The sequence below is a fragment of the Nocardia farcinica genome (genome assembly GCF_001182745.1).
Classification (GTDB): Bacteria; Actinomycetota; Actinomycetes; order Mycobacteriales; family Mycobacteriaceae; genus Nocardia; species Nocardia farcinica.
The window spans coordinates 2,170,702-2,193,840 of record NZ_LN868938.1 but is presented as its reverse complement, the minus strand read 5'-3'; the positions used below and the strand labels follow the sequence as shown (position 1 = coordinate 2,193,840).

At 71.4% G+C, this 23,139-nt stretch carries 21 protein-coding genes and 1 pseudogene; 19 read left to right on the top strand and 3 right to left on the bottom strand.

The window, feature by feature from the left end; all coding sequences use genetic code 11:
• Positions 1-29: 29 nt before the first annotated feature.
• The 13 genes from pheT to AMO33_RS10645 all read left to right on the top strand — a co-directional run bounded on the left by pheT (position 30) and on the right by AMO33_RS10645 (position 13,882).
• Positions 30-2,534, top strand: coding sequence for a phenylalanine--tRNA ligase subunit beta (pheT, locus tag AMO33_RS10705; RefSeq protein ID WP_060592377.1), 2,505 nt, complete (start codon positions 30-32; stop codon positions 2,532-2,534).
• Between the two features lie 120 nt (positions 2,535-2,654).
• The gene (locus AMO33_RS10700; RefSeq protein ID WP_060592376.1) at positions 2,655-2,990 is read left to right on the top strand and encodes a YciI family protein; all 336 of its coding nucleotides are present in this window, start codon (positions 2,655-2,657) and stop codon (positions 2,988-2,990) included.
• Positions 2,987-4,204: an RNA polymerase sigma factor gene (locus tag AMO33_RS10695; protein ID WP_060592374.1), complete on the top strand. Its 1,218-nt coding sequence runs from the start codon at positions 2,987-2,989 to the stop codon at positions 4,202-4,204. The genes AMO33_RS10700 and AMO33_RS10695 overlap by 4 nt, the downstream gene beginning before the upstream one ends.
• Before the next feature lie 101 nt (positions 4,205-4,305).
• A complete protein-coding gene (locus AMO33_RS10690; protein WP_060592372.1) occupies positions 4,306-4,797 on the top strand; it encodes an SRPBCC family protein in 492 nt (163 codons plus the stop codon).
• A gap of 56 nt (positions 4,798-4,853) precedes the next feature.
• On the top strand, positions 4,854-5,399 hold the full coding sequence (locus tag AMO33_RS10685) for an SDR family oxidoreductase (protein WP_307582733.1): 546 nt from the start codon (positions 4,854-4,856) through the stop codon (positions 5,397-5,399).
• 73 nt (positions 5,400-5,472) lie between these two features.
• Entirely contained in the window at positions 5,473-5,835 is a 363-nt protein-coding gene (locus tag AMO33_RS10680; protein WP_060592370.1) for a PadR family transcriptional regulator, read from the top strand.
• Positions 5,832-7,184, top strand: coding sequence for a permease prefix domain 1-containing protein (locus tag AMO33_RS10675; protein ID WP_082668636.1), 1,353 nt, complete (start codon positions 5,832-5,834; stop codon positions 7,182-7,184). Before AMO33_RS10680 ends, AMO33_RS10675 begins: the two co-directional genes overlap by 4 nt.
• A 91-nt stretch (positions 7,185-7,275) precedes the next feature.
• The gene (locus AMO33_RS10670; protein WP_011208456.1) at positions 7,276-7,566 is read left to right on the top strand and encodes a DUF427 domain-containing protein; all 291 of its coding nucleotides are present in this window, start codon (positions 7,276-7,278) and stop codon (positions 7,564-7,566) included.
• 32 nt (positions 7,567-7,598) lie between these two features.
• Positions 7,599-8,078, top strand: coding sequence for a hypothetical protein (locus AMO33_RS10665; protein ID WP_076573599.1), 480 nt, complete (start codon positions 7,599-7,601; stop codon positions 8,076-8,078).
• Between the two features lie 42 nt (positions 8,079-8,120).
• A complete protein-coding gene (locus AMO33_RS10660; RefSeq protein WP_060592367.1) occupies positions 8,121-9,152 on the top strand; it encodes a hypothetical protein in 1,032 nt (343 codons plus the stop codon).
• A gap of 6 nt (positions 9,153-9,158) precedes the next feature.
• The gene (locus AMO33_RS10655; RefSeq protein WP_060592366.1) at positions 9,159-9,716 is read left to right on the top strand and encodes a sugar O-acetyltransferase; all 558 of its coding nucleotides are present in this window, start codon (positions 9,159-9,161) and stop codon (positions 9,714-9,716) included.
• Between the two features lie 123 nt (positions 9,717-9,839).
• Positions 9,840-12,611, top strand: coding sequence for a phosphoenolpyruvate carboxylase (ppc, locus tag AMO33_RS10650; RefSeq protein ID WP_060592364.1), 2,772 nt, complete (start codon positions 9,840-9,842; stop codon positions 12,609-12,611).
• Positions 12,608-13,882 carry an alanine racemase gene (locus tag AMO33_RS10645; RefSeq protein ID WP_060592362.1) on the top strand — a complete coding sequence of 425 codons (1,275 nt, stop codon included), beginning with the start codon at positions 12,608-12,610 and terminating at the stop codon, positions 13,880-13,882. Before ppc ends, AMO33_RS10645 begins: the two co-directional genes overlap by 4 nt.
• A 61-nt stretch (positions 13,883-13,943) precedes the next feature.
• Here AMO33_RS10645 and AMO33_RS10640 read toward each other — a convergent pair whose 3' ends face one another.
• Entirely contained in the window at positions 13,944-14,483 is a 540-nt protein-coding gene (locus AMO33_RS10640) for a TetR/AcrR family transcriptional regulator (RefSeq protein WP_060592360.1), read from the bottom strand.
• A 100-nt stretch (positions 14,484-14,583) separates the two neighbouring features.
• Here AMO33_RS10640 and AMO33_RS10635 point away from each other — a divergent pair, with 100 nt between their 5' ends.
• Positions 14,584-15,675 (top strand): FAD-dependent monooxygenase, encoded by a 1,092-nt coding sequence (locus tag AMO33_RS10635; RefSeq protein WP_060592358.1) that lies wholly within the window; start codon positions 14,584-14,586, stop codon positions 15,673-15,675.
• Between the two features lie 158 nt (positions 15,676-15,833).
• On the opposite strand, the gene AMO33_RS10630 is transcribed toward AMO33_RS10635, so the two are convergent.
• Positions 15,834-16,802 carry a helix-turn-helix transcriptional regulator gene (locus tag AMO33_RS10630; protein WP_060592356.1) on the bottom strand — a complete coding sequence of 323 codons (969 nt, stop codon included), beginning with the start codon at positions 16,800-16,802 and terminating at the stop codon, positions 15,834-15,836.
• Between the two features lie 63 nt (positions 16,803-16,865).
• Here AMO33_RS10630 and AMO33_RS10625 point away from each other — a divergent pair, with 63 nt between their 5' ends.
• A complete protein-coding gene (locus tag AMO33_RS10625) occupies positions 16,866-17,357 on the top strand; it encodes a pyridoxamine 5'-phosphate oxidase family protein (protein ID WP_011208464.1) in 492 nt (163 codons plus the stop codon).
• Positions 17,358-17,423: 66 nt separating this feature from the next.
• On the opposite strand, the pseudogene AMO33_RS10620 reads toward AMO33_RS10625, so the two are convergent.
• Positions 17,424-17,756: pseudogene (locus AMO33_RS10620) on the bottom strand (transglycosylase family protein); the annotation flags it as partial.
• A gap of 934 nt (positions 17,757-18,690) precedes the next feature.
• Between AMO33_RS10620 and AMO33_RS10615 the strand changes: the two are divergent.
• The 4 genes from AMO33_RS10615 to argB are packed head-to-tail and all read left to right on the top strand — an operon-like array spanning position 18,691 to position 23,131.
• Complete coding sequence (locus AMO33_RS10615; RefSeq protein WP_060592353.1) at positions 18,691-19,929, top strand: cation:proton antiporter; 1,239 nt, start codon at positions 18,691-18,693, stop codon at positions 19,927-19,929.
• Between the two features lie 27 nt (positions 19,930-19,956).
• Positions 19,957-21,009, top strand: coding sequence for an N-acetyl-gamma-glutamyl-phosphate reductase (argC, locus tag AMO33_RS10610; protein WP_060592351.1), 1,053 nt, complete (start codon positions 19,957-19,959; stop codon positions 21,007-21,009).
• Positions 21,006-22,223, top strand: a complete 1,218-nt coding sequence (gene argJ / locus AMO33_RS10605) for a bifunctional glutamate N-acetyltransferase/amino-acid acetyltransferase ArgJ (protein WP_011208468.1) — start codon at positions 21,006-21,008, stop codon at positions 22,221-22,223. Before argC ends, argJ begins: the two co-directional genes overlap by 4 nt.
• Positions 22,220-23,131, top strand: a complete 912-nt coding sequence (gene argB, locus AMO33_RS10600; RefSeq protein ID WP_011208469.1) for an acetylglutamate kinase — start codon at positions 22,220-22,222, stop codon at positions 23,129-23,131. Before argJ ends, argB begins: the two co-directional genes overlap by 4 nt.
• Positions 23,132-23,139: the final 8 nt, after the last annotated feature.

Below are 23,139 nucleotides of genomic sequence, written 5' to 3'. Positions count from 1 at the left end.
CCCCTTCGATCGAGAGAGCGAAACGTCAAGTGCGAGTAGCGCAGTCCTGGCTGACCGAGATCATCGAGCGCACCAACGCCGGCTGGTCGGTGACGCCGGAGGAGCTGGACGCCGGGTTCGTCCGCGTCGGGCTCGAGGTGGAGGAGGTCGACCGGCTCGAGCGGGTGGGCGGCGACATCGAGCGTCCGCTGGTGGTCGGCCGGGTCGTCGAGATCACCGAACTCACCGAGTTCAAGAAGCCGATCCGGTTCTGCAAGGTCGACGTCGGCGCGCCGGAGCTGCAGGAGATCATCTGCGGCGCCCGCAATTTCGCCGTCGGTGACCTGGTGGTCGTGGTGCTGCCGGGCGGTGTGCTGCCCGGCGGGTTCCGGATCACCTCGCGCAAGACCTACGGGCACGTGTCCAACGGCATGATCTGCTCGGTCGCCGAACTCGGTATCGGCAAGGATCATTCGGGCATCCTGGTGCTCGAGCCGGGCACCGCCGAGCCGGGCACCGACGCCAACGAATTGCTCGGCCTCGACGACACCGTCATCGAACTGAACATCACCCCGGATCGCGGCTACTGTTTCTCGGTGCGCGGCCTCGCGCGCGAACTGGCCTGCGGCTTCGACCTCGAATACCTCGATCCCGCGGTGCGCACCCTGCCCGAGGACGCGGCCGAGGCCTGGCCGATCACGATCGAACCGGCCTCGCAGTGCACCCGGTTCGCCGCCCGCCGGGTCACCGGTATCGACCCGAACGCGGTGAGCCCGTGGTGGTTGCAGCGCAGGCTGCTGCTCTCGGGCGTGCGGCCGATCTCGCCCGCGGTGGACGTCACCAACTACGTCATGCTCGAGCTGGGCCAGCCGCTGCACGCCTTCGACGCGGCCAAGCTGAGCGGTGGCCTGGTGGTGCGCACCGCGAAGCCGGGGGAGAAGCTGCGCACCCTGGACGACACCGAGCGCACCCTCGACGCCGAGGACGTGGTGATCGCCGACGACTCCGGCGCCGTCTCGCTGGCGGGCATCATGGGCGGCGCGAGCACCGAGGTGGGCGAGGGCACCACCGACGTGCTGCTCGAGGCGGCCACCTGGAATCCGCTGCTGGTCTACCGGACCGCGCGCAGGCACAAGCTGGTCTCGGAGGCGGGCAAGCGGTACGAGCGGGTGGTCGACCCGGAGATCAACGTCGCCGCGCTCGACCGGGCCGCCACCCTGTTGGCCGAGATCGCCGGCGGCACCGTCGAGCCGGTGCTGTCCGACGTGCGGGTGCCCACCCCGGCGCCCGAGCCGATCCGGATGGACATCGACCTGCCCGACCGGGTCGCCGGGGTCGCCTACCCGACCGGCACCGCCGCGCGTCGGCTGGCCCAGATCGGTTGCCACGTCGAGGTTTCCGTCGACGAGGAGTCCGGGCACGGGCAGCTCGTGGTGACGCCGCCGAGCTGGCGGCCCGACCTCGCGCAGCCCGCCGATCTGGTCGAGGAGGTGCTGCGGCTGGAGGGGCTCGAGCAGATCCCGTCGATCGTGCCCGCCGCGCCCGCGGGTCGCGGCCTCACCTCCGAGCAGCGACGTCGCCGGGCGGTGAGCCGGGCGCTGGCGTTCGCGGGCGGGGTGGAGGTGCCGCCGCCGGTGTTCCTGCCGGCCGGTGTCTTCGACACCTGGGGTCTGGACGCCGACGATCCGCGCCGCACCACCACCCGGGTGCTCAACCCGCTCGACGTGGAGCGCGCCGAGCTGGCGACCACGCTGCTGCCGGGGCTGCTCGAGGTGGCCCAGCGCAACATCTCCCGCGGCGCGCGCGATCTCACCCTCTACGGCATCGCTCAGGTGGTGCTGCCCACCGGCGACACCAAACCGGTCGCGCCGCTGCCGGTGGACCGGCGTCCCACCGACGAGCAGATCGCCGAACTGCTGGGTTCGCTGCCCGACCAGCCGGTGCATGTCGCCGCCGTGCTCACCGGCCGCCGCGAGCCGCGCGGCCCGTGGGGGCCGGGCAGGCAGGCCGAGGCCGCCGACGCCTTCGCGCTGGTCGACGCGGTGGCCGACGCCGCAGGTGTGGTGATCGAACGCCGCCCCGCCGCCTACCTGCCGTGGCATCCGGGCCGCTGCGCCGAACTGGTCGTCGAGGGCCGGGTCGTGGGGTACGCGGGCGAACTGCACCCGGCCGTGCTGGAGCGTTCGGGGTTGCCCGCGCGCACCTGCGCGCTGGAGCTGGACCTGGACGCGCTGCCGCTGCGCGAATCCCGGCCGGTGCCGGTGGTGTCGCCGTTCCCGGCGGTGCTGCAGGACGTGTCGGTGAGCGTTTCGAAGTCCGTCGCCGCGGCCGCCGTGGAGTCGGCGCTGCGCAGCGGTGGCGGCGAGCTGCTCGAGGACATCGCGCTGTTCGACGTCTACGAGGGCGCGCAGGCGGGTGAGGGTCGCAAGTCGCTCACCTACGCGCTGCGGTTCCGTGCGCCCGACCGCACCCTCACCGAGGACGAGGCCAGCGCGGCCCGGGACGCCGCCGTCGCGGCCGCCGCCGACGCGGTGGGCGCGGTACTGCGCGGCTGAGTCACCGGTCGGCGGGTGCCGCTCGCCCGCCGGCCCCGCCCCCGGCACGCGGTGGTGCCCGCGCCACCGGCGCGCGCCACGGCTGTCCCGTGGACGCGCGTGGTCGGGCATAGTGGGGGCATGAAGTATGTGCTGCTGATCTGCGACGACGAGACGTCGTCGGCGAGCCCGGCGGAGATCGCGGCGGATCCGGCGTATCGCGCATACGACACGGAACTGGCTCGGCGGGGTGCCCGGCGGGGCGGAGCCCGGTTGCGTCCGGTGGCGGACGCGACGACGGTCCGGGTACGGGCCGGGGAAACGCTGGTGTCCGACGGTCCGTTCGCGGAGACCAAGGATTTCATCGGCGGCATCGACATCATCGAGTGCGCGGATCTGGACGAGGCCATCGCGATCGCCGCGCGTCACCCCTACGCGCTGCGCGGCTCCATCGAGATCCGCCCCGTGTGGGAATGACCGCGCCGCACGCGATTCGGGCCGCGGTGGACGCGGCGTATCGCGAGGAGTGGGGTCAGGTGGTCGCGACCCTGATCGGGGCGACCGGGGATTGGGATCTGGCCGAGGACTGCGCGCAGGACGCGTTCGCCGCGGCATTGACGACCTGGGCACGCGACGGTGTCCCCGACCGGCCGGGGGCCTGGCTCACCACCACGGCGCGCCATCGCGCGATCGACCGGTTGCGCCGGGACCGGGCCGCGAGCACGAAGCTGCGGCAGCTCGCCGTGCCGGCCGGAGACCCGGTCGAGCCGCCGGCGGACGGGATTCCCGATGAGCGGTTGCGGCTCATCTTCACCTGTTGCCATCCGGCGCTGCCGTTTCCGGCGAGGGTCGCGCTCACGTTGCGCACGCTGGGTGGGATGAGCACGGCCGAGATCGCGAAGGCGTTCCTGACCGCCGAATCGACGATGGCGCAACGCCTGGTGCGCGCCAAACGCAAGATCGTCGAAGCGGGCATCCCGTATCGGGTTCCCCCGGCGGAGCTGCTGCCGCACCGGTTGTCCGCGGTCTTGGCGGTGCTCTATCTGATCTACAACGAGGGCTACGGCGAGGAGGACGGTCACCGCGGGTTGCCGGCCGAGGGGATCCACCTCGCCCGGGTCCTGGTCCGGTTGTTGCCCGCCGAGCCCGAGGCGCGTGGTCTGCTGGCCCTGATGCTGTTGCTCGAAGCGCGTCGCGCGCATCGCATCGACGACGGCATGCTGGTCACGCTGGAGGACCAGGACCGATCCCGGTGGGATCGCACCCTGATCGCCGAAGGGGTCCGGGTGCTGGACGAGGCGCTGGCCGTACGGCGTCCCGGGCCGTATCAGGTTCAGGCCGCGATCGCGGCCTGCCACGCCACCGCGGCCGACGCGGCGGCCACGGACTGGCCGCAGATCGCGGCGCTCTACCGTGAGCTCGCCCGGTTGGCGCCCTCGCCGGTGGTCGATCTCAACCGCGCGGTGGCGGTCGCGATGGCCGAGGGGATCCCGGCCGGTCTGGCACTCGTCGATGAGCTCGCCGAGTCCGGCCGCTTGGCCGACTACCATCTGCTACCCGCCACCCGGGCCGATCTGCTGCGCCGGGCCGGCCGGGTCGCCGAAGCCGCCGCGGCCTACGCCACGGCGATGGAACTGGCGCCGACCGAGGCCGAGCGCCGCTATCTGGCCGGGCGGCTCCGCGACCTCTGACCTGCTCGGCAGAAATTTCCGGAATTTCTCGTGTCGTTGTCGATCTCGCGGGGCCTGCTTCGTCGGTGGGGCACAACCACCCGATGGAGAGAGGTAAGACGATGCCGAACACCGAGTACCTGACCGCGACCATGTCCGTGCGCCGGACCCCGGCGGAGGTCTTCGCCGCGGTCACGAATGTGCGCGGATGGTGGAACGAGAACATCATCGGCGCGACCGCCGCGCCGGGCGACGAGTTCGTCTTCACCGACGACATCCGGTACGCGGGGGAGACGGCCAAGGAGAAGCCGGGCATCCGCTTCGCGCGGTTCCGGCTCACCGAAGTGGTGCCCGGCGCCCGGATGGTCTGGCAGGTCGTCGATTCCTGCCTCACCTTTGTCGATGACCGCACCGAGTGGACCGACACCACCGTGGTCTTCGACCTCACCGCGACCGCGGAAGGCACGACGCTGCACTTCGCGCACGAGGGCCTGACCGCCGAATCCGAGTGCTTCGAGGCCTGCTCGCGCGGCTGGACCTTCTACATCACCAAGAGCCTGCCGCAGCTGATCGGCACCGGCACCGGCGATCCCATCCGAAAGTACAAGGCCTGAAAGCAGCCGTCCCCGTCGATCCGCGCCGGGTCGATCGGATCCGGGCGGATCGCGAAATGCTGGAGGAGATCCGGGCCCGCTTCGGGGGACTGCACGCGCTGATCCTCAACGCTTCCGGCGGTCTGGAACGCGACGCCGACCCCGGCTATGCCCTGCGCCTGAACCGCGATGCCCAGGTCCACCTCGCCACCTCGGCGCTGCCGCTGATGGGTCCCGGCGGCCGCGTCGTCTTCGTCACCAGTCACCAGGCCCACTTCCACGGCACCGGCCGGCCGCTGCCCGAGGGGTACGAGCCGATCGCCGCCGGCAAGCGCGCCGGGGAGGACGCTCTGCGCGCCCTTCTCCCCGAATTCACCCGCCGCGGTGTGGGTTTCGTCGTCGTGTCCGGCGACATGATCGACGGCACGATCATCGTCCGGCTGCTCGAACGGCGCGACCCGGCGGCCGTCGAGGCTCGCCGCTCCGCGGGCCCGCTGCCCACCGTCGACGACTTCGCCCGCACGGTGGTGGCGGCCGTCGATGCCCCGGTCGCCGACAGACACACCTTCTATGTCGGCGGCGAGGACTATCGCGCCGGGGAAGCGCGGCCGGCGGTGTCCTGACACGCCGGGTTTCGACCCTTCCATACCTAGATGCGCTAGGGTTGAACCTAGCAGTCCTAGGTATAGGAGACCTATGTATATCGACAAGGATCTGGTGGCGGCGTCGTCGACGCTGCTGGTGCTGGGGATCCTCGCCGAAGGCGAGTCCTACGGGTACGCGATTCTCAAGCGGGTCAGGGAGTTGTCCGGCGGGCGGATCGAGTGGACCGACGGGATGCTGTACCCGTTGCTGCACCGACTGGAGCGATCCGGGTACGTCAATGCCTCGTGGGGGGCCTCCGAGAGCGGGCGGCGGCGCAAGCATTACGCGATCACCGAGGCCGGGCGGGCGGTACTGGTGGAGCGGCGCAGTCAATGGGATGCGGTGGCCGAGGCGCTCGACGAGGTGTGGCGCAGCGCGCGGCTGCCGCTGGCGACCGAGGGCGGTCTCGCGTGACGGGGGTGGACGCGCAACTCGAGTCGCAGATCGGGCAGTGGCGCGGCTACGTCGAGCGGCACCGGGCGATCTCGGCGGCCGATGTGGACGAGATGGAAGATCATCTGCGCGGCCAGATCTCGGATCTGACCGGGTCGGGGCTGGCGGCCGACGAAGCGTTCCTGGTCGCGGTCAAACGGATGGGCAGCGTGGACAGCATCTCCCGCGAGTTCGCGCGCGAGCATTCGGAGCGGCTGTGGAAGCAGCTGGTGCTGCTGCCGGACGGACCGGACGGCAGCGGGCGCGCGGCCAGCCGGGAGCTGGCGGTCGTGCTGGCGCTGGCACTGGGCGCGGGCGCGGCCATCAAGATCGCGTTGACCGCGGGGATCGAACCGCACGTCTTCGCCCGCAATGCCGGCTTGTTCGTGCTGCCGTTCCTCACCGCCTACTTCGCGTGGAAGCGGCGGATGCCGCCGCTGGCCGCGGCGGCGCTGGTGGTGCCGTTCGCGGTGGTCGGGATGGTGGTGAACGTCTTCCCGTTCGAGCCGGAGGGGGCGACGGAGATCATCGCCGCGATCCACGCGCCGCTGGTGCTGTGGTTCGTGGTCGGCTTCGCCTACGTCGGCGGCGCGTGGCGCTCGGATCGGCGGCGCATGGACTTCCTCCGGTTCACCGGCGAGTGGCTGGTCTACCTGAGCCTGTTGGCACTGGGCGGTATGGTGCTCGTCGGCCTCACCGGCGCGGCGCTACAGGCGCTGGAGATGGACGTCGAGGGCGTGATGGAGCACGTGGTGCTGCCGTTCGGACCGGCGGGCGCGGCCGTGGTCGCGGCCTGGCTGGTGGAGGCCAAGCAGAGCGTGGTGGAGAACATCGCCCCGGTGCTGACCCGGGTGTTCACCCCCATCGCCATCCTCATGCTGGCGGCACTGCTGGTGGGCTTCGCGACGGCGGGCAGCCTCACCGAGGTCGACCGGGATCTGCTGATCCTGATGGACCTGATCCTCGTGGTGGTGCTCGGCCTGCTGCTCTACGCCCTCTCCGCGCGCGACCCGCTGCTGCCCGCCGGTCCGTTCGACTGGCTGCAACTGGTCCTGGTCGGCCTGGCACTGGCGGTCGACGTGGTGATGCTGACGGCGATGCTCTCCCGCATCGCGGAATTCGGTGCCACCGCCAACAAGACCGCCGCACTCGGCTTGAACCTGGTGCTGCTGGTGAACCTGGCCTGGTCGGCGCGGCTGCTGGCGGGTTTCGTGCGGGGCCGGGTGAGTTTCGCGGCGGCCGAACGGTGGCAGACCCGCTACCTGCCGGTCTTCGGCCTGTGGGCCGCGCTGGTGGTGGCCGCGCTGCCGCCGCTGTTCGACTTCGCCTGAGCGGGAGGGGAGCGCGAGGCCGCAGTCCGGGTGGGCCGGATCGGCGTAGCGTGGACCTGTCCGGTTCGACGACGATCACGGAGGAGCCCCGATGACAGTTCGAGCGGAATGGAACGGCACCGTGCTGGCCGAGAGCGACGACACGGTGGTGGTGGAGGGCAACCACTACTTCCCGGTCTCGGCGATCCGCACGGAGTACTTCGCTCCCAGCGACACGCACACGGTGTGCCCGTGGAAGGGCACCGCCTCCTACTACACGGTCCGCGTGGACGGCAGCGAAAACCCGGACGCCGCGTGGTATTACCCCGCGCCGAAGGACGCCGCGGCACAGATCAAGGACCGGGTGGCGTTCTGGCGCGGCGTGGACGTGATCGAGGACTGACCGCGGCCGCGCGAGCTGCGTAGCCTGGCTGCATGAGTGAGTCGAGCGAGATCCTGACCCGGCTGGCCGCGCTGCCGGACAGCGAGCTGGCCGCCGTCCTGCGCGCCGCCACCGCGGGCTGCGGCGCGTTCTGGGCGGTCCACGCCGCCCTCGCCGAGCTGGCCGGTGTCGGTCATGCCGACGCCGCCGATGCTGTGAGTCCGGCCACGCCGCCGGCCCGCCCCGAGCCAGGAACCCCGGGATCGGGGCAGGTCGGCGGGCCGGTCCCGCCGCCGCCGGTCGCCTCGCCGCCCTCCGGCGCCGGCGGCTACACCTCCTCCGGCATGCCCACCTTCGACTCCGTTCGCGATAAGGTCGAACAGCGTTTCGGCACCGCGCAGGGGAGAAGCGAACTCGACCGGGAGACTCCCGTGGGCCGCAGCGTCGACGAGCAATTCGCCGCGCGTGAAGAAGCCGCGCGTGAACGCCTGGACCGCATCCGCAGATCGCTGCACGGCGAGGGCGCCGACTGAACGCCCCGGCGCGGGCGGACCCGAGACAAGGGGTGGAACTCGATGACCGAACCGCGTGAGATCGCCGAACGGCTGCTCGACGCCCAGGTCGACTTCGTGCTGGCCGAGGTGAGCGGCGAGCGCTTCGCGCAGGTGGTGGCCCGCGACGTCGCCGACGTGCTGGCCGTCGCCGACACCATCGGATTCGGCGAGGTCGTCGGCCTCGACCAGGGCAAGCAGACGGTCGCCACCGTGGTGGACCTGATGGGCGGCAGCCCGGTGCTGGCCGACATGGTCGGCGTGTTCGCCGACGCCGTCTACGACCACATCGCCGAGAACACCGACTACACCCTGGGCGAGGTGGTGGACCGCGAACCGGTGGAGGCGTTGCTGGAGAAGGTCTTCGGCATGCACCAGGCGCAGGAGCGGATCCTGGACCGGCTCACCGAGTCGCCGCTGGTGGCCACCGTCGCCGCGAAGTTCGTCGACAAGCTGATCGACGATTTCCTGCAGGCCAACCGGGAGCGCGCGGAGAAGATCCCCGGCGTCGGCTCGCTCATGTCGCTGGGCCAGTCCGCGGCCAACCGCGCCAGGAAGGTCGCCGACAGTTCCTCCTTCGTCGGCGATCTGGCAGGTAAGGGTGCCTTGTTCGCCCTCAAGCGCACCAACAACGCGATCCGGGAGATGCTGCGCGACGCGCCCGTGCACTCGGCGGCGATGGAGTTCTGGGATCTGCACGCGGGCGAACCGGTGAGCGGGCTGCGCGAATACCTCACCAAGAAGGACCTCAACGAGCTGGTGCTGCTCTGCTACGAGATCGCGGTGACCACCCGTGAGAAGGAGTACTTCGGTCTGCTGGTCGAGCAGTGCGTGGAGGTCTTCTACGACAAGTACCGTGACTACACCCTCGCCGCCATGCTCCCCGAACTCGGTCTCACCGCCGACGACATCACCACCGAGATCCTGCGCTACGGCCCCGCCGTCATCGAAGCCGCCAAGCGCGACGGCGTGCTCGCCCGTCTCATCCGCGAACGCCTCGAACCCTTCTACACCTCCGACACCGTCCTGACCATCCTCACCGACGCCACCCACTGAGGGCAGATGGGCGAGCAGAAGGACCGCATGCTGCGCGGTGAGCTCTATCGGGACAACGATCCCGAACTGGTGGCCGACAGGCGCCGGGCACAGCGGTTGTGCAACGAGTTCAACGGGACCGGCCCCGACGAGACCGAGCGGCGCGCGGAGTTGTTGCGCACGCTACTGGGCCGGTTCGGGGACGGGTCGTGGATCATGCCGCGGTTCCAGTGTGACTACGGCTATCTCATCGAGATCGGGGCCAACAGCTTCCTCAACTACGACGCGATCCTGCTCGACTGCGCGCCGATCACGATCGGCGACGACGTCTCCATCGGTCCGCGCTGCCAGCTGCTGACCGCCCTGCATCCGATGACCGACCACGAACTGCGGCGGCAGCGGTGGGAGTCGGCCGCGCCGATCCGCGTCGGCGACAACGTGTGGTTCGGCGGCGGTGTCATCGTCTGCCCCGGTGTGACCGTCGGCGACGACACCGTCGTGGGCGCAGGCAGCGTGGTCACCAGGGATCTGCCGGCCCGGGTGTTCGCCGCCGGCAACCCGGCGCGGGTGATCCGGGGGCTGTAGGGCCTCGGCGTGGGGTTGCTCGACGTCCCGCCCTGGTACCGGCCGGACCGGTGGCGCCGACACCGGTGTGATCCCGGCCGGCGCGACCGCGCCGGGCCGGTGCGTCGCAGTAGGGTCGATCCCATGACCGAACCGCGGATCGAGACCGAACAGGATGCGACCCGGCCGCTGCGCGACGACATCCGCTTCCTCGGCGGCGTGCTCGGCGACACCATCCGCGACCACGAGGGCCCCGAGGTGTTCGACCTGATCGAGCGGGTCCGCATCGAGGCGTTCCGGGTGCGGCGCGAGGAGGTCGGGCGCAGTGCGGTGGCCGAGATGCTGCGCGGAGTCGACATCGCCGTGGCGCTGCCGCTGATCCGGGCCTTCAGCTACTTCGTGCTGCTGGCGAACCTGGCCGAGGACATCCAGCGCGACCGCCGCCGCGCCGTGCACGTCGCCGCCGGGGAGCCGCCGCAGGACTCGTCGCTGGCCGCGACCTACCGCAAACTCGACGCCGCGGCGCTCGACGCCGCCGCGGTGGCGGACCTGCTCTCGGACGCGCTGGTCTCGCCGGTGATCACCGCGCACCCCACCGAGACCAGGCGGCGCACCGTGTTCGACGCGCAGACCCGGATCACCGAGTTGATGCGCGCCCGCCAGCGCGCCACCGACCCGGCCGAGCGCGCCGCGTTGGAGTTGCGCATCCGCCGCCAGGTGCTCTCGCTGTGGCGGACGGCGCTGATCCGGTTGGCGCGCTTGCGCATCCAGGACGAGATCGCGGTGGGGCTGCGCTACTACGAGCTGACCCTGTTCGACGTGATCCCGGCGATCAACGCCGAGGTGCGCGCCGCGCTGCGCGCGCGCTGGCCGGGTGCCGACCTGCTGGCCCGCCCGATCCTGCGTCCCGGCTCCTGGATCGGCGGCGACCGGGACGGCAATCCGTACGTCACCGCCGAGGTGGTGCGGCACGCGGCCACCCAGGCGGCGGGTGTGGCGCTGCGCCGTTACCTGGCTGAGCTGGTCGAGCTGGCGAAGACGCTGTCGCTGTCGGCGCGACTGGTGCCGGTGACGCCGCGGGTGGCCGAGCTGGCCGCGGCGGGCTACCCGGATCCGGCGACGCACGGCGACGAACCGTATCGCCGGGCCCTGCACCACATCCGGGTGCGGCTCTCCGCCACCGCCGACCGCGTCCTCGACGCGCCCGTGCCCGAGGCGGTGGCGGAACCGGACGCGCAGCCCTACGCAGGCCCGCGCGAGTTCCTCGACGATCTCGACGCGATCGACGCTTCGCTGCGCGCCTCCGGCGACGGCCTGCTCGCCGACGACCGGCTGGCCGCCCTGCGGCATGCGGTGGAGACCTTCGGCTTCCACCTGCAGGGCCTGGACATGCGACAGAACTCCGAGGTGCACGAGCAGGTCGTCGCCGAACTGCTGGCGTGGGCCGGGGTGCATCCGGCCTACGGCGACCTGCCCGAGGACGCGCGGGTGGAGCTGCTGGCCGCCGAATTGCGCACGCGCCGACCGCTGCTCGGCCCGCACGCGCGCCTGAGCGAGCAGGCCGCCAAGGAGGTCGGCATCGTCCGCGCCGCCAAGCAGGTGGTGGACACCTTCGGGCCGGAGGCGGTGCCGAACTACATCATCAGCATGTGCACGTCGGTGAGCGACATGCTCGAGGCCGCGCTGCTGTTGAAGGAGGGCGGCCTGCTGGATCCCGGCGCGCCCGAGGGCAGCCCGTCCTGCACCGTGAACATCGTGCCCCTGTTCGAGACCATCGAGGATCTCGGCGCGGGCGCGGCCACGCTGGCCGCGGCGCTGGAGGTGCCGGTGTACCGGGAGCTGGTGGCGGCCGCCGGAATGCGCCAGGAGGTCATGCTCGGCTACTCCGATTCCAACAAGGACGGCGGCTACCTGGCCGCCAACTGGGCGCTCTACCGCGCCGAGCTGGATCTGGTGGAGGTCGCCCGCAAGACCGGCATCCGGTTGCGCCTGTTCCACGGCCGCGGCGGCACCGTCGGTCGCGGCGGCGGCCGCAGCTACGACGCGATCCTGGCCCAGCCCGCGGGCGCGGTGCGCGGTGCGCTGCGGTTGACCGAGCAGGGCGAGGTGATCGCCGCCAAGTACGCCGAACCCGGTGCGGCGCACCGCAATCTGGAATCGCTCATCGCGGGCACGCTGGAATCCACCCTGTTGGACGTGGAGGGGCTCGGCACCGACGCGGAACCGGCCTACGAGCTGATGGACGAACTCGCCGCGCTGGCCAGGGCCGCCTACGCGCGGCTGGTGCACGAGACGCCCGGTTTCGTCGAGTACTTCCGGCAGTCCACCCCGGTCGCGGAGGTGGGTGATCTCAACATCGGCAGCAGGCCCGCCTCCCGCAAACCCACCAACTCGGTGTCGGATCTGCGCGCGATCCCGTGGGTGATGGCCTGGAGCCAGGCCCGCGTCATGCTGCCCGGCTGGTACGGCACCGGCGCCGCGCTCGAGGAGTGGGTCGGCGGCGATCCGGGGCGGCTGGCCCGGCTCACCGACCTGTACCGCCGGTGGCCGTTCTTCCGGACCGTGCTGTCGAACCTCGCCCAGGTGATGGCCAAGAGCGATCTCGACATCGCTGCCCGCTATGCCGAACTCGTCGACGACGCGGCACTGCGCGACCAGATCTTCGGCATGATCCGCGAGGAGCACGCCCGCACCCTGCGCATGCACGCCGCCATCACCGGTCACGACCAGTTGCTCGCCGACAACCGGTCGCTGGCCGAGTCCATCCACAACCGCTTCCCGTACCTGGAGCCGCTCAATCAGATGCAGGTGGAGCTGCTGCGCAGGTTGCGGTCCGGCGACGACTCCGAGCTGGTCAAACGCGGCATCCTGCTCACCATGAACGGCCTGGCTACCGCCCTGCGGAACTCCGGATGACCGGTATCGACACCCGCGCGGTCGCCGCGCTGGCCGACGCGGTCCTCGGCCCGGAGCACAAGAGCATCCCGTCGGCCGCTTGGGGCGCGACGGTGCGCGAATTCCTCGCCGCGGCACCGGCACTGACAGAGCTGTCGACTCCGCTGCTGACGCTCGACCGGTCGGCGATGGCGGCCAACCAGGCGTTGCTGGGGGAGTGGGCGCGGTCGGCCGGGGTCCGCCTGGCCCCGCACGGCAAGACGACGATGGCGCCACAGCTCTGGGCGCAGCAGCTGGCGGCGGGATGCTGGGCGATCACGCTCGCGACCGCGTGGCAGGCCCAGCTGGCGCGGGCGTTCGGGGTGCGCCGGATCGTGCTGGCCAACGCGGTCCTCGACCCGGTCGCGCTGCGCTGGCTGGGCGCCGAGCTGGCCCGCGACCCGGAGTTCGAGTTCTGCTGCTGGGTGGACTCGCCGGCGAGCGTGGCGCTGATGGCCGAGCACCTCGCGGACGCGCCGGCGGGCGTGCGGGTCGACGTCGTCGTCGAACTCGGCGGGCCCGGCGGGCGCACCGGCCTGCGCCGCGTCGAGGACGCCCACGTGGTCGCCGAGGCGGTGCGGCGCGAACCGCGCCTGCGGCTGGCCGGAGTCGGGGGATACGAGGCGGCGCTGGCGAACACCCGCGAGCCCGATGCCGTCGCCGCCGTCCGCCACTATCTCGGCGAACTGGCCCGCCTGCACCGCGAACTCGCCGCCGCCGACGCCTACACCGGTCCCGCCCTGGTCACCGCCGGCGGCAGCGCCTACCCGGACCTGGTCATCGAGCACCTCGCCGGACTGGCGGACGAGACCGGCGCGCACGGCGTCCCCACCACCGTCGTCCTGCGCTCGGGCGCCTACCTCGTGCACGACGACGGTTTCTACGCGGGCATCTCCCCGCTCGCCGGTGCTCGCACCGCACACCCGTTGCGCGCCGCCATGCACGGCTGGGCCCGGGTGATCTCGCGTCCCGAACCCGGTCTCGCCCTGCTGGACGGCGGTAAACGCGACTTCCCGCACGACCTGGGACTTCCTGTCCCGCAGGGTGTTCCGGGTGCGACCGTCAGCGCGCTCAACGACCAGCACGCCTTCCTCCGGCTGCCCGACGCCGCCGACCTCGCGGTCGGCAGCGTCGTCCGCCTCGGCCTTTCCCATCCCTGCACCGCGTTCGACAAATGGCGGCTGATTCCCGTGCTCGACGACAGCGCCGTGGCGACACCGGTCGTGGTGGACCTGGTGCACACCTTTTTCTGAACGCGCGGGGATCCGGGCGACGCGAACGGTCGAGCGTCGCCCGGCAGCGCCGCTGTGGCGGTCAGTCCAACAACGCGGCGACCATCCGCTCCAGCCCCGGCCGCGGATCGAAATCCGGCGCGACGATCCCGTGCAGGATCAGCCCGTCCAGATAGTCGACGAGGATCGGCGCGACCGCATCGTCGGCACCGACCCCGCGCAGTTGTTCGGCCGCCCATTCGGTCAGCCGCCCGCGCCCCCGTCGCACGGCGTCTCGCGGCCCGTCGGCCTGTGCCTCGAGGAACAGCGCGTAGCGCGCCATGGTCCGGGCGCGATCGGTGGTGACCGCGTGCCCGACGAACGTGGCAGCGGCACTCACCAACTGCTCGACGGTGGTGGGCGCCGGCATCCGGCTCAGTGCCGTCCAGTCGGCGTGGTCGCGTTCCTCCAGGCGCTCGGCGAGCGCGGCGAGCAGCGCGTCCCGGGTGCGGAAGTAGTTCGACGCCGACCCGGCGGGCATCCCGGCCGCGTCGTCCACCGCGCGGTGCGTCAATGCCCGGGCGCCGCGGGTGCCCAGCAAGTCGATGGCGGCGTCGAGGAGCAGTTCGCGTCGGGTGGGCACGGCGCGATACTACGTCGGTAGTGACTGGCACTACAACTGTTGTTTGAAAACTACAGCAGTAGTAGCGTCGCGGGGGAACCTCGAGTGAACGGAGCAGCGGATGCGAAAAGTGGTTGTCGTCGGGGCCGGAATCGGCGGCTTGGCGACCGGGATCGCGTTCGCTCGGCAGGGATGGGAGGTGGAAATCCTCGAGCGCGCGCCGCGCCTGACCGCCCTCGGTGCCGGAATATCGTTGTGGTCCAACGCCTTGCGCGCACTCGATGCGCTCGGCATCGGCGACGAGGTGCGCGCCCGCGCGCGCGAGGACGTGTCGGCGGGCATCCGGGACAGCCGCGGCCGCTGGTTGTCGCGATTCGACGTTGCCGCCCTGCGGGCCCGATACGGGTTGCCGGTGATCCTGCACCGGGCCGACCTGCTCGACATCCTGCGCGCCGCGGTGCCGGACGAGGCGATCCGCACCGGCGTCACGGTGACCGAGGCGCGTCCCGACGGCACCGTCGTGCACTCGGCGGGGGAGTCCTGGGGCGATGTGGTCGTCGGCGCCGACGGCATCAACAGCGTGGTGCGCCGCGCCGTCGCGGGCGAGATCGCCCCGGTCTACGCGGGCTACACCGCCTGGCGGATGATCCTCACCCCCAGCGCGCCGACCACCGATCTCGGCGAAAGCTGGGGCCGCGGCGAGCGTTTCGGCTACGCCGTCCTCGCCGACGACCGCGTCTACTGCTTCGCCGCCGCCACCGTCCCCGCGGGCGCACCCGACGCCGGGCTCGCCGAGTTGCGCCGTCGCTTCGGCCACTGGCACGACCCCATCCCCGCCCTGCTCGCCGCCACCGACCCGGCCGCCGTGCTACGCCACGACATCTACCGGCTGCCCGACCTGCCCATCTTCGTCTCCGGCCGCGTCGCCCTGCTCGGCGACGCCGCGCACGCCATGACCCCCGACCTCGGTCAGGGCGCCTGCCAAGCCCTCGAAGACGCCGTCACCCTGGCGACCACCGCCGACGACCTGACGGCCTACGACCGCGCCCGCCGCCCCCGCACCCGCAGGATCGCCGCCCTCTCCGATCGCGTCGGCACCGCCGGCCAACTCTCCGCCCGCCCTCTGGTCGCCGCCCGCGACACCGCCCTGCGCGCCCTACCGTCCTCCCTGCAATGGCGAGCCCTGGCCCCGATCCTCGATTGGCGGTGTTGAGGATCGCCCGGTCCGAACCATGTTCCGCTGGGAAAGCACGCGGTACCGACCGGTCCCGTGGATGGTCGGTCGGGTCGCACCGCCCGCGCGTATCCGGCGGCCGCCTGGTGGTGACGGGCGCACCCGGCCGGGTGACCCACCTCGATCGCGGCGTGGGGTCACCCGGCGTAGCGGGCGGCCATTGCGTGGGTGGTGGCTGCCAGCCGGGCCCGCAACTCGGGCGGGTCGAGGATTTCGGCGTACTCGGCCAGCGGCAGGATGCCGTGCACCAGCACGGTCTCGGATTCGGCGGCCACGGTGACCTCGACCCATCCGTCGGCGTCCGGTTCGCCGCGGGAGGCGAATGCCTCGGTCACCGCCGCCGGGTCGAACCCCAGCCGGAGCAGTCCGAGATGGTCGGCGGCGATCCGGCAGCGCGCCCGCACCCGCAGCATCGACCGGGCGAACTCGTCCTGCGCGGTGGACCAGTGGTCGGCGAGCTCGAACCCGGCGGGCCTGGTGAATGTCTCTCCGGTCGGTTCCGCGGCACGGATGCGCCCGACCCGGTAGGAGCGGATGTCGTGCTCGTGCCGGGCGACCAGGTACCAGGTGCCGGCCTTGAGCACCAGGCCCAGCGGGTCGAGCAGGCGGCGGACCTCCCGGTCCGGGCGGCCGTAGCGGACGTCGAGCCTGCGGTCGTGCCACAGCGCGTCGGCGACGGTGGCCAGGGTCGGTGTCTCGTCGGGGCGGTGGAACCAGCCGGGCGCGTCGACGTGCACGCGTTCGGCGATGCGGGTGGCGCGGCCGCGCAGTTCCGGCGGCAGGGCGGCCAGCATCTTGAGCTGGGCGGTGGCCAGCACCGCGCCCAGTCCGAGGTCGGCGGCCGCCGCGGGCAGCCCGGCCAGCAGGACGGCGTCGGCCTCGGCGGAGGTGAGCCCGGTGAGCCGGGTGCGGAAGCCGTCGAGCAGCCGCACACCTCCACCGCGGCCCGCCTCGCTGTACACCGGCACCCCGGCCGCCGAGAGCGCCTCGACGTCCCGGTACACGGTGCGCACCGACACCTCCAGCTCCGCCGCCAGCTCCGGCGCGCTCACCCGTCCGCGGGTCTGCAACAGCAGCAGCAACCGCAGCAGTCGACTCGCTCGCATACTCGCCGACCCTATCCGGCAAACCTGACACCCGATGGCAGGGTTGGGTCGTAGCGTCGCGGTATGACCACATGGAGCAGGTTCACCGAGGAAGCACCGAAGATCGCGAGCGTGTTCACCCGTAGGCACCGGGCCACCGGCAACCTGTGCCTGCTGGGCACGGTGCGGGCCGACGGGTCACCGCGCATCAGCCCGGTGGAGCCGCGGATCTTCGACGGGATGCTCGTCATCGTCGGTATGCCTGGCACCACCAAGTTCAAGGATCTGGCCCGCGATCCGCGGTTCTGCCTGCACACCGCGACGGCGGACCCGCAGGTCCGCGAGGGCGACGCCAAGCTGTTCGGGCAGGTGCGCGACCTGCCGGACCGGGAGGTGCACGCCCGCTTCGCCCAGGACCTGTTCGACGAGAGCGGTTTCGACATCCGCGGCGAGGAGTTCGACCACTTCTATGTCGCCGATCTCACCGGCGCTTCCTGCGTGGAGGTCGGCGCGGACGAGCTGGCGATCACCATCTGGAAGCCGGGGGAGGGGGAGCGGGTGGTGCGCAAGTCCTGACACGGCGACGGCCCTGACACACCACCGGGGTGTGACAGGGCCGGGTGCGCGGATGCGCGACGATCAGAGGTAGGCGCCGCAGGTCGGCCAGGCGCCGGGACCCTGGGTGGCCAGCACGTTCTCCGCCACGCGGATCTGTTCCTCGCGGCTGGCGTTGTGGGCGTAGCCGGAGCCGCCGTTGGCGACCCAGGTGCTGTGCGAGAACTGCAGGCCACCGTAGTAGCCGTTGCCGGTGTTGATGCCCCAGTTGCCGCCGCTCTCGCACTGGGCGACGGCATCCCAGTCGTGGCCGTAGGCGGAAGCGGTGGCCGAGGAGACCGCGAAGGGAACGGCGACGAAGGCGCCGATCGCGGCAACGATTCCTGCGGCGCGGGTGCTGAGCTTTCGGTTCTGCGACATGGTGGATTCCTTGCTGCGCCCGCCGGCTCGACCGTGGCGGCCGAGTCCCTGTCCCCAGTGGATGTCGGGGGTTCTCGAACCGCGGGACAGGGTTGCCGGTGTTCGGCGGTTCGAGTGTCGAGCCCGTCTCCGGTCGATCGGGCCGCGTCCGACCATAACGAATCAATCTCGGCAGATCACGTACCGGTAACGTCAGGAATGTCTGGAGCGATGGTCCAGGTATTTGTACATTCCCCCAGCTCGACGCGCGGAAATCTGCGGACCCGCGGAGACTCTCGGCTAATCAAAATGTGTGCCATATCACGAATTGGTGGCGGAGATGCGGTCGCGAAATGTGAGGTCTGTGAACGATGGGATTTCTGAGACTGTCGCGGGGCGGCGTGCCTGCCCTCATGTCGGGGATCATCAGCGCAGGTAGAGACTGCTTTTATAAGAAATCTCGAGTGCGATGGGATCGCGTCGGGCGGCTTTCCGTTCTATCGGAGTTGCTTCCGTGACCTTTTCCGAGCCCCGCTGTCGCCGAGCCGTTCGGGATGGGGTGGACGACCGTCGGCGACCCCCTCCGCGCTTCTCGGTGCCGGGTCGTGAAAGGGCGCGATCTCCGGGACGTCCGGCTCGGACTCGCTGATCCGAAGCGCGCCCCGCGCTGCCGTCGAGGCGTGTGCTCGATTCTCTCTGGCGACCGTTGCGCGCACATTCGCTGGGCGCCGAAAAATAAGCTGTCCCCCCCACTTTTCGGCGCCCAACCGAATCGGTGTGCGTGATGATCGGGAATTTCGGGTCGAGCACGCGACTTCGCGACGCCACTCGGAACGTCTGTGGGACAACGTTTTCGGCCACGAATCCGCGCTACCAGGCTATTGGGTGGCAACTCGTCCGGGGGGTGTGTGTTTTGCAGCCCGACCGGCCGCCTCGGCTGTGTCACGATGAGCTGATGGACCTGACCGCAGCCGCCGCGCCGGAGTCGTCCGTGTCCCCGATCGTGTCACTGTTCTGGATCGCCGCCGTCGCCGTGGCGGCCCCAGTGATTTCCCGGCTATTGCGCGGCTACGTCCCGGATGTGGTGCTGCTGTTGATATTCGGGATCATCGTCGGCCCGCACGCCCTCGGCTGGGCCGACTCCGGCGGCGGGGTGAGCCTGCTCAGCGAACTCGGCCTGGGCATGCTGTTCCTGCTCGCCGGATACGAGCTGAACCCGGCGCTGTTGCGCGGACGGCCGGGCAAGCAGGCGTGGGTGGTGTGGCTGTGCTGCCTGGCGCTGGCCTTCGCCGCCGTGACGCTGTTCGCCGGCCATGCCTCGACCACCGCGCGGATCGCCGTCGCCATCGCCATGACCTCCACGGCCCTGGGCACCCTGCTGCCGATCATGAAGCAGGACGGGTTGCTCGGCCTGCCGCTCGGCCGGGCGGTGCTCACCCACGGGGCGGTCGGCGAACTCGGCCCGATCGTGGCCATGTCGGTGTTGTTGACCAGCCGCAGCCTCGGTTCGGCCGTCGTGGTGCTGGTGCTGTTCGTGATCGCGGCCGCGCTGATCGGCCTGGTGCACCAGCGGGTGCTGGACCGCGTGCCCGGCGCGACCCGGCTGCTGCGCCGCCTCGGTGGCGGCACGGTGCAGCTGCCGGTCCGGGTGGTGTTCCTGTTGTTGCTGGTGCTCATGACGGTCGCGGAAGTGTTCGAGCTCGACGTGGTGCTCGGCGCGTTCGCCGCGGGTCTGATCCTGCGCAGGCTCATCCCGGAAGGGGTGACGGAGGTGGGGCGCGCCTGGGAGACGATCGGCTTCGGCGTCTTCGTGCCCGTCTTCTTCGTGGTGTCCGGGATGGGCATCGACATCGGGGCCGTTCTGGGCGAGCCGCTGCTGTGGCTGTCCTTCGTGGTGTCGATCGCGCTGGCGCGTGGCCTGCCGGTGTGGCTGGGCGAACGCTTCGTGCCACACGGGGAGAATCTGGTGAGCGGTCGCGCCCGCGTCCAGCTGGCGCTCTACGCCGCCACCGGCCTGCCGATCATCGTCGCCGTCACCCAGGTCGCCACCGCCACCGGCCTGCTCCCCGTCGCCATCGCCTCCACCATGGTGGCCGCCGGCGCGACGACCGTGCTGCTGTTCCCGCTGCTCGCGCGGCTGCTCCGGCCGCGGACCGCGCCGGAAACCGCGAGGTCACACCCCGCTCATGAATGAGCTTGCACAATCGTGCATAATCATTTCATGGCTGATTCGGATGCCCCTCTGCGGATAGCTGTCGCCGGTGCGAGCGGATACGCGGGCGGCGAGGTGCTGCGCCTGCTGCTCGGTCACCCACGCTACCGATCCGGGCGCCTGGAGATCGGCGCGCTCACCGCGGGCTCGAACGCGGGCACCCCGCTCGGCGCCCATCAGCCGCACCTGCTGCCGCTGGCCGACCGCGTGCTGGTCCCGACCACCGCCGCGGAACTGGCCGGGCACGACGTCGTCTTCCTCGGCCTGCCGCACGGCCAATCCGCCGCGCTGGCCGCGGAACTGCCCGAGTCCACCGTGATCATCGACTGCGGCGCCGACTTCCGGCTGCGCGACGCCGCCGCCTGGACCAAGTACTACGGCAGCGAGCACGCGGGCAGCTGGCCCTACGGCCTGCCCGAACTGCCCGGCGCCCGGGAGGCCCTGCGCGGCGCGACCCGCATCGCCGTGCCCGGCTGCTATCCGACGGTGTCGAGCCTGGCGCTGGCGCCGGCCGTCGCGGCGGGCATCGTCGAGCCGATCGTCAACGTGGTCGCCGTCAGCGGCGCCTCCGGCGCGGGCCGCAAGCTCGACGTCGGCCTGCTCGGCTCGGAGGTGATGGGTTCGGCCCGCGCCTACGGCATCGCGGGCGCGCACCGGCACACCCCCGAGATCGCGCAGAATCTCTCCGCCGTCGCGGGCACCCCGGTGTCGGTGTCGTTCACGCCGGTGCTGGCGCCCATGCCGCGCGGCATCCTGGCCACCTGCACCGCCCGCACCACCGTCGACGCCGCGCAGGCCCGCGCCGTCTACGAGAAGGCCTACGCCGACGAACCGTTCGTGCACCTGCTGCCCGAAGGCACACTGCCGCAGACCGGTTCGGTGCTCGGCGCCAACGCGGTGACCCTCCAGGTCGCCGTCGACGCCGATGCCGGCCTGCTGGTGGTGATCGGCGCGATGGACAACCTGACCAAGGGCACCGCGGGCGGCGCGGTGCAATCGATGAATCTGGCCGTCGGCTTCGACGAGACCGAAGGACTTTCCACCGTAGGAGTGGCACCGTGACGACGACCGACAGCGGCACCGGCAAGCTGGTCCGCACCCAGGGCGTGACCGCCCCGCTGGGCTTCCGGGCGGCGGGCATCGCCGCGGGCATCAAGGCCAGCGGCAAACCGGATCTGGCCCTGGTGTTCAACGAAGGCCCCGAATACGCCGCGGCGGGCGTGTTCACCCGCAACAAGGTCAAGGCCGCGCCGGTGCTGTGGTCGCAGCAGGTGCTGACCTCGCGACGGCTGCGCGCGGTCATCCTCAACTCCGGCGGCGCCAACGCCTGCACCGGCCCCGAGGGCTTCCAGGACACCCACCGCACCGCCGAGGAACTGGCGCGCGCGCTGAGCAATTGGGGCACCGAGACCGGCGCGGGCGAGATCGCGGTCTGCTCCACCGGCCTGATCGGCGACCGGCTGCCGATGGACAAGCTCATCCCCGCCGTCACCGAGATCGTGCACGAGATGGGCGGTGGCCTCTCCGGGGGCACCGACGCCGCGCACGCCATCATGACCACCGACACGGTGCCCAAGGAAGCGGCGTTCCACCACCGCGACAAGTGGAACGTCGGCGGCATGGCCAAGGGCGCGGGCATGCTGGCCCCCTCGCTGGCGACCATGCTCGTCGTGCTCACCACCGACGCGGCCGTGACCGCCGAGCAGCTCGACACCGCGCTGCGCAAGGCGACCCGCCTCACCTTCGACCGGCTCGACGTGGACGGCTCCTGCTCCACCAACGACACCGTGCTGCTGCTGGCCAACGGCGCCAGCGAGGTCACCCCGTCGCAGGAGGAGCTGGAGGCGGCCGTGTTCGCGGTCTGCGACGACCTCGCCGCCCAGCTGATGGCCGACGCCGAGGGCGTGACCAAGCGGGTGCGGGTCACCGTCACCGGCGCGGCGAACGAGGACGAGGCCGTGACCGCGGCCCGCGCCATCGCCCGCGACAGCCTGGTCAAGACCGCGCTGTTCGGCTCCGACCCGAACTGGGGCCGGGTGCTGGCGGCGGTGGGCATCGCCCCGATCACCCTCGACCCCGACCGGATCTCGGTGTCCTTCAACGGCAATCCGGTGTGCGTGAACGGTGTCGGCGCGCCCGGCGCCCGCCAGGTCGACCTGTCCGGCGCCGACATCGACGTGCTCGTCGAACTCAACGTCGGTGACGGCGAGGCGATGATCCGCACCACCGACCTGTCCCACGGTTACGTCGAAGAGAACTCGGCCTACAGCTCATGACCGCCATCCATTCGCTCACCGCCCTGGACAAGGCCCACGTCCTGGCCGACGCGCTGCCGTGGTTGCAGAAGTTCCGCGACAAGATCGTCGTCGTCAAATACGGCGGCAACGCCATGATCGACGAGGAACTCAAGCGCGCCTTCGCCGCCGACATGGCCTTCCTGCGCACCGTCGGCGTGCACCCGGTGGTGGTGCACGGTGGCGGCCCGCAGATCAGCGCCATGCTGAAGAAGCTGGGCCTGCACGGGGAATTCCGCGGCGGCTTCCGCGTCACCACCCCCGAAGTGATGGACGTGGTCCGGATGGTGCTGTTCGGTCAGGTCGGCCGGGAACTCGTCGGCCTGATCAACGCGCACGGCCCCTACGCCGTCGGCATCTCCGGGGAGGACGCCGGGCTGTTCACCGCGACCCGCCGCACCGTGGTCGTCGACGGCGAGCCCACCGACATCGGCCTGGTCGGCGACGTCACCGAGGTCAACCCCGACGCCGTGCTCGACCTGATCGGCGCGGGCCGCATCCCGGTGGTCTCCACCATCGCCCCCGACGCCGACGGCGTGGTGCACAACATCAACGCCGACACCGCCGCCGCCGCACTCGCCGAGGGCATCGGCGCCGAGAAGCTGGTGGTGCTCACCGACGTCGAGGGCCTCTACACGAACTGGCCCGACCGTTCCTCGCTGACCAGCAGCATCGACGCGGGCGCGCTGGCCGAGTTGCTGCCGCGGCTGGACGCGGGCATGGTGCCGAAGATGGAGGCGTGCCTGCGCGCGGTGCGCGGCGGCGTGCCGACCGCGCATGTCATCGACGGACGGGTGCCGCACGCGGTCCTGCTGGAACTGTTCACCGGGGAGGGGATCGGCACGATGGTGACGCCCTCCGCCGCCTCGGACGGAGTCGTCCCGGCATGACGCCCGTG

Coding starts and splice junctions, on each gene's coding strand:
- AMO33_RS10700 (WP_060592376.1), top strand. CDS start 2,655: ATGAAGTATGTGCTGCTGATCTGCGACGACGAGACGTCGTCGGCGAGC.
- AMO33_RS10695 (WP_060592374.1), top strand. CDS start 2,987: ATGACCGCGCCGCACGCGATTCGGGCCGCGGTGGACGCGGCGTATCGC.
- AMO33_RS10690 (WP_060592372.1), top strand. CDS start 4,306: ATGCCGAACACCGAGTACCTGACCGCGACCATGTCCGTGCGCCGGACC.
- AMO33_RS10685 (WP_307582733.1), top strand. CDS start 4,854: ATGCTGGAGGAGATCCGGGCCCGCTTCGGGGGACTGCACGCGCTGATC.
- AMO33_RS10680 (WP_060592370.1), top strand. CDS start 5,473: ATGTATATCGACAAGGATCTGGTGGCGGCGTCGTCGACGCTGCTGGTG.
- AMO33_RS10670 (WP_011208456.1), top strand. CDS start 7,276: ATGACAGTTCGAGCGGAATGGAACGGCACCGTGCTGGCCGAGAGCGAC.
- AMO33_RS10665 (WP_076573599.1), top strand. CDS start 7,599: ATGAGTGAGTCGAGCGAGATCCTGACCCGGCTGGCCGCGCTGCCGGAC.
- AMO33_RS10660 (WP_060592367.1), top strand. CDS start 8,121: ATGACCGAACCGCGTGAGATCGCCGAACGGCTGCTCGACGCCCAGGTC.
- AMO33_RS10655 (WP_060592366.1), top strand. CDS start 9,159: ATGGGCGAGCAGAAGGACCGCATGCTGCGCGGTGAGCTCTATCGGGAC.
- ppc (WP_060592364.1), top strand. CDS start 9,840: ATGACCGAACCGCGGATCGAGACCGAACAGGATGCGACCCGGCCGCTG.
- AMO33_RS10645 (WP_060592362.1), top strand. CDS start 12,608: ATGACCGGTATCGACACCCGCGCGGTCGCCGCGCTGGCCGACGCGGTC.
- AMO33_RS10635 (WP_060592358.1), top strand. CDS start 14,584: ATGCGAAAAGTGGTTGTCGTCGGGGCCGGAATCGGCGGCTTGGCGACC.
- AMO33_RS10630 (WP_060592356.1), bottom strand. CDS start 16,802: ATGCGAGCGAGTCGACTGCTGCGGTTGCTGCTGCTGTTGCAGACCCGC.
- AMO33_RS10625 (WP_011208464.1), top strand. CDS start 16,866: ATGACCACATGGAGCAGGTTCACCGAGGAAGCACCGAAGATCGCGAGC.
- AMO33_RS10615 (WP_060592353.1), top strand. CDS start 18,691: ATGGACCTGACCGCAGCCGCCGCGCCGGAGTCGTCCGTGTCCCCGATC.
- argC (WP_060592351.1), top strand. CDS start 19,957: ATGGCTGATTCGGATGCCCCTCTGCGGATAGCTGTCGCCGGTGCGAGC.
- argB (WP_011208469.1), top strand. CDS start 22,220: ATGACCGCCATCCATTCGCTCACCGCCCTGGACAAGGCCCACGTCCTG.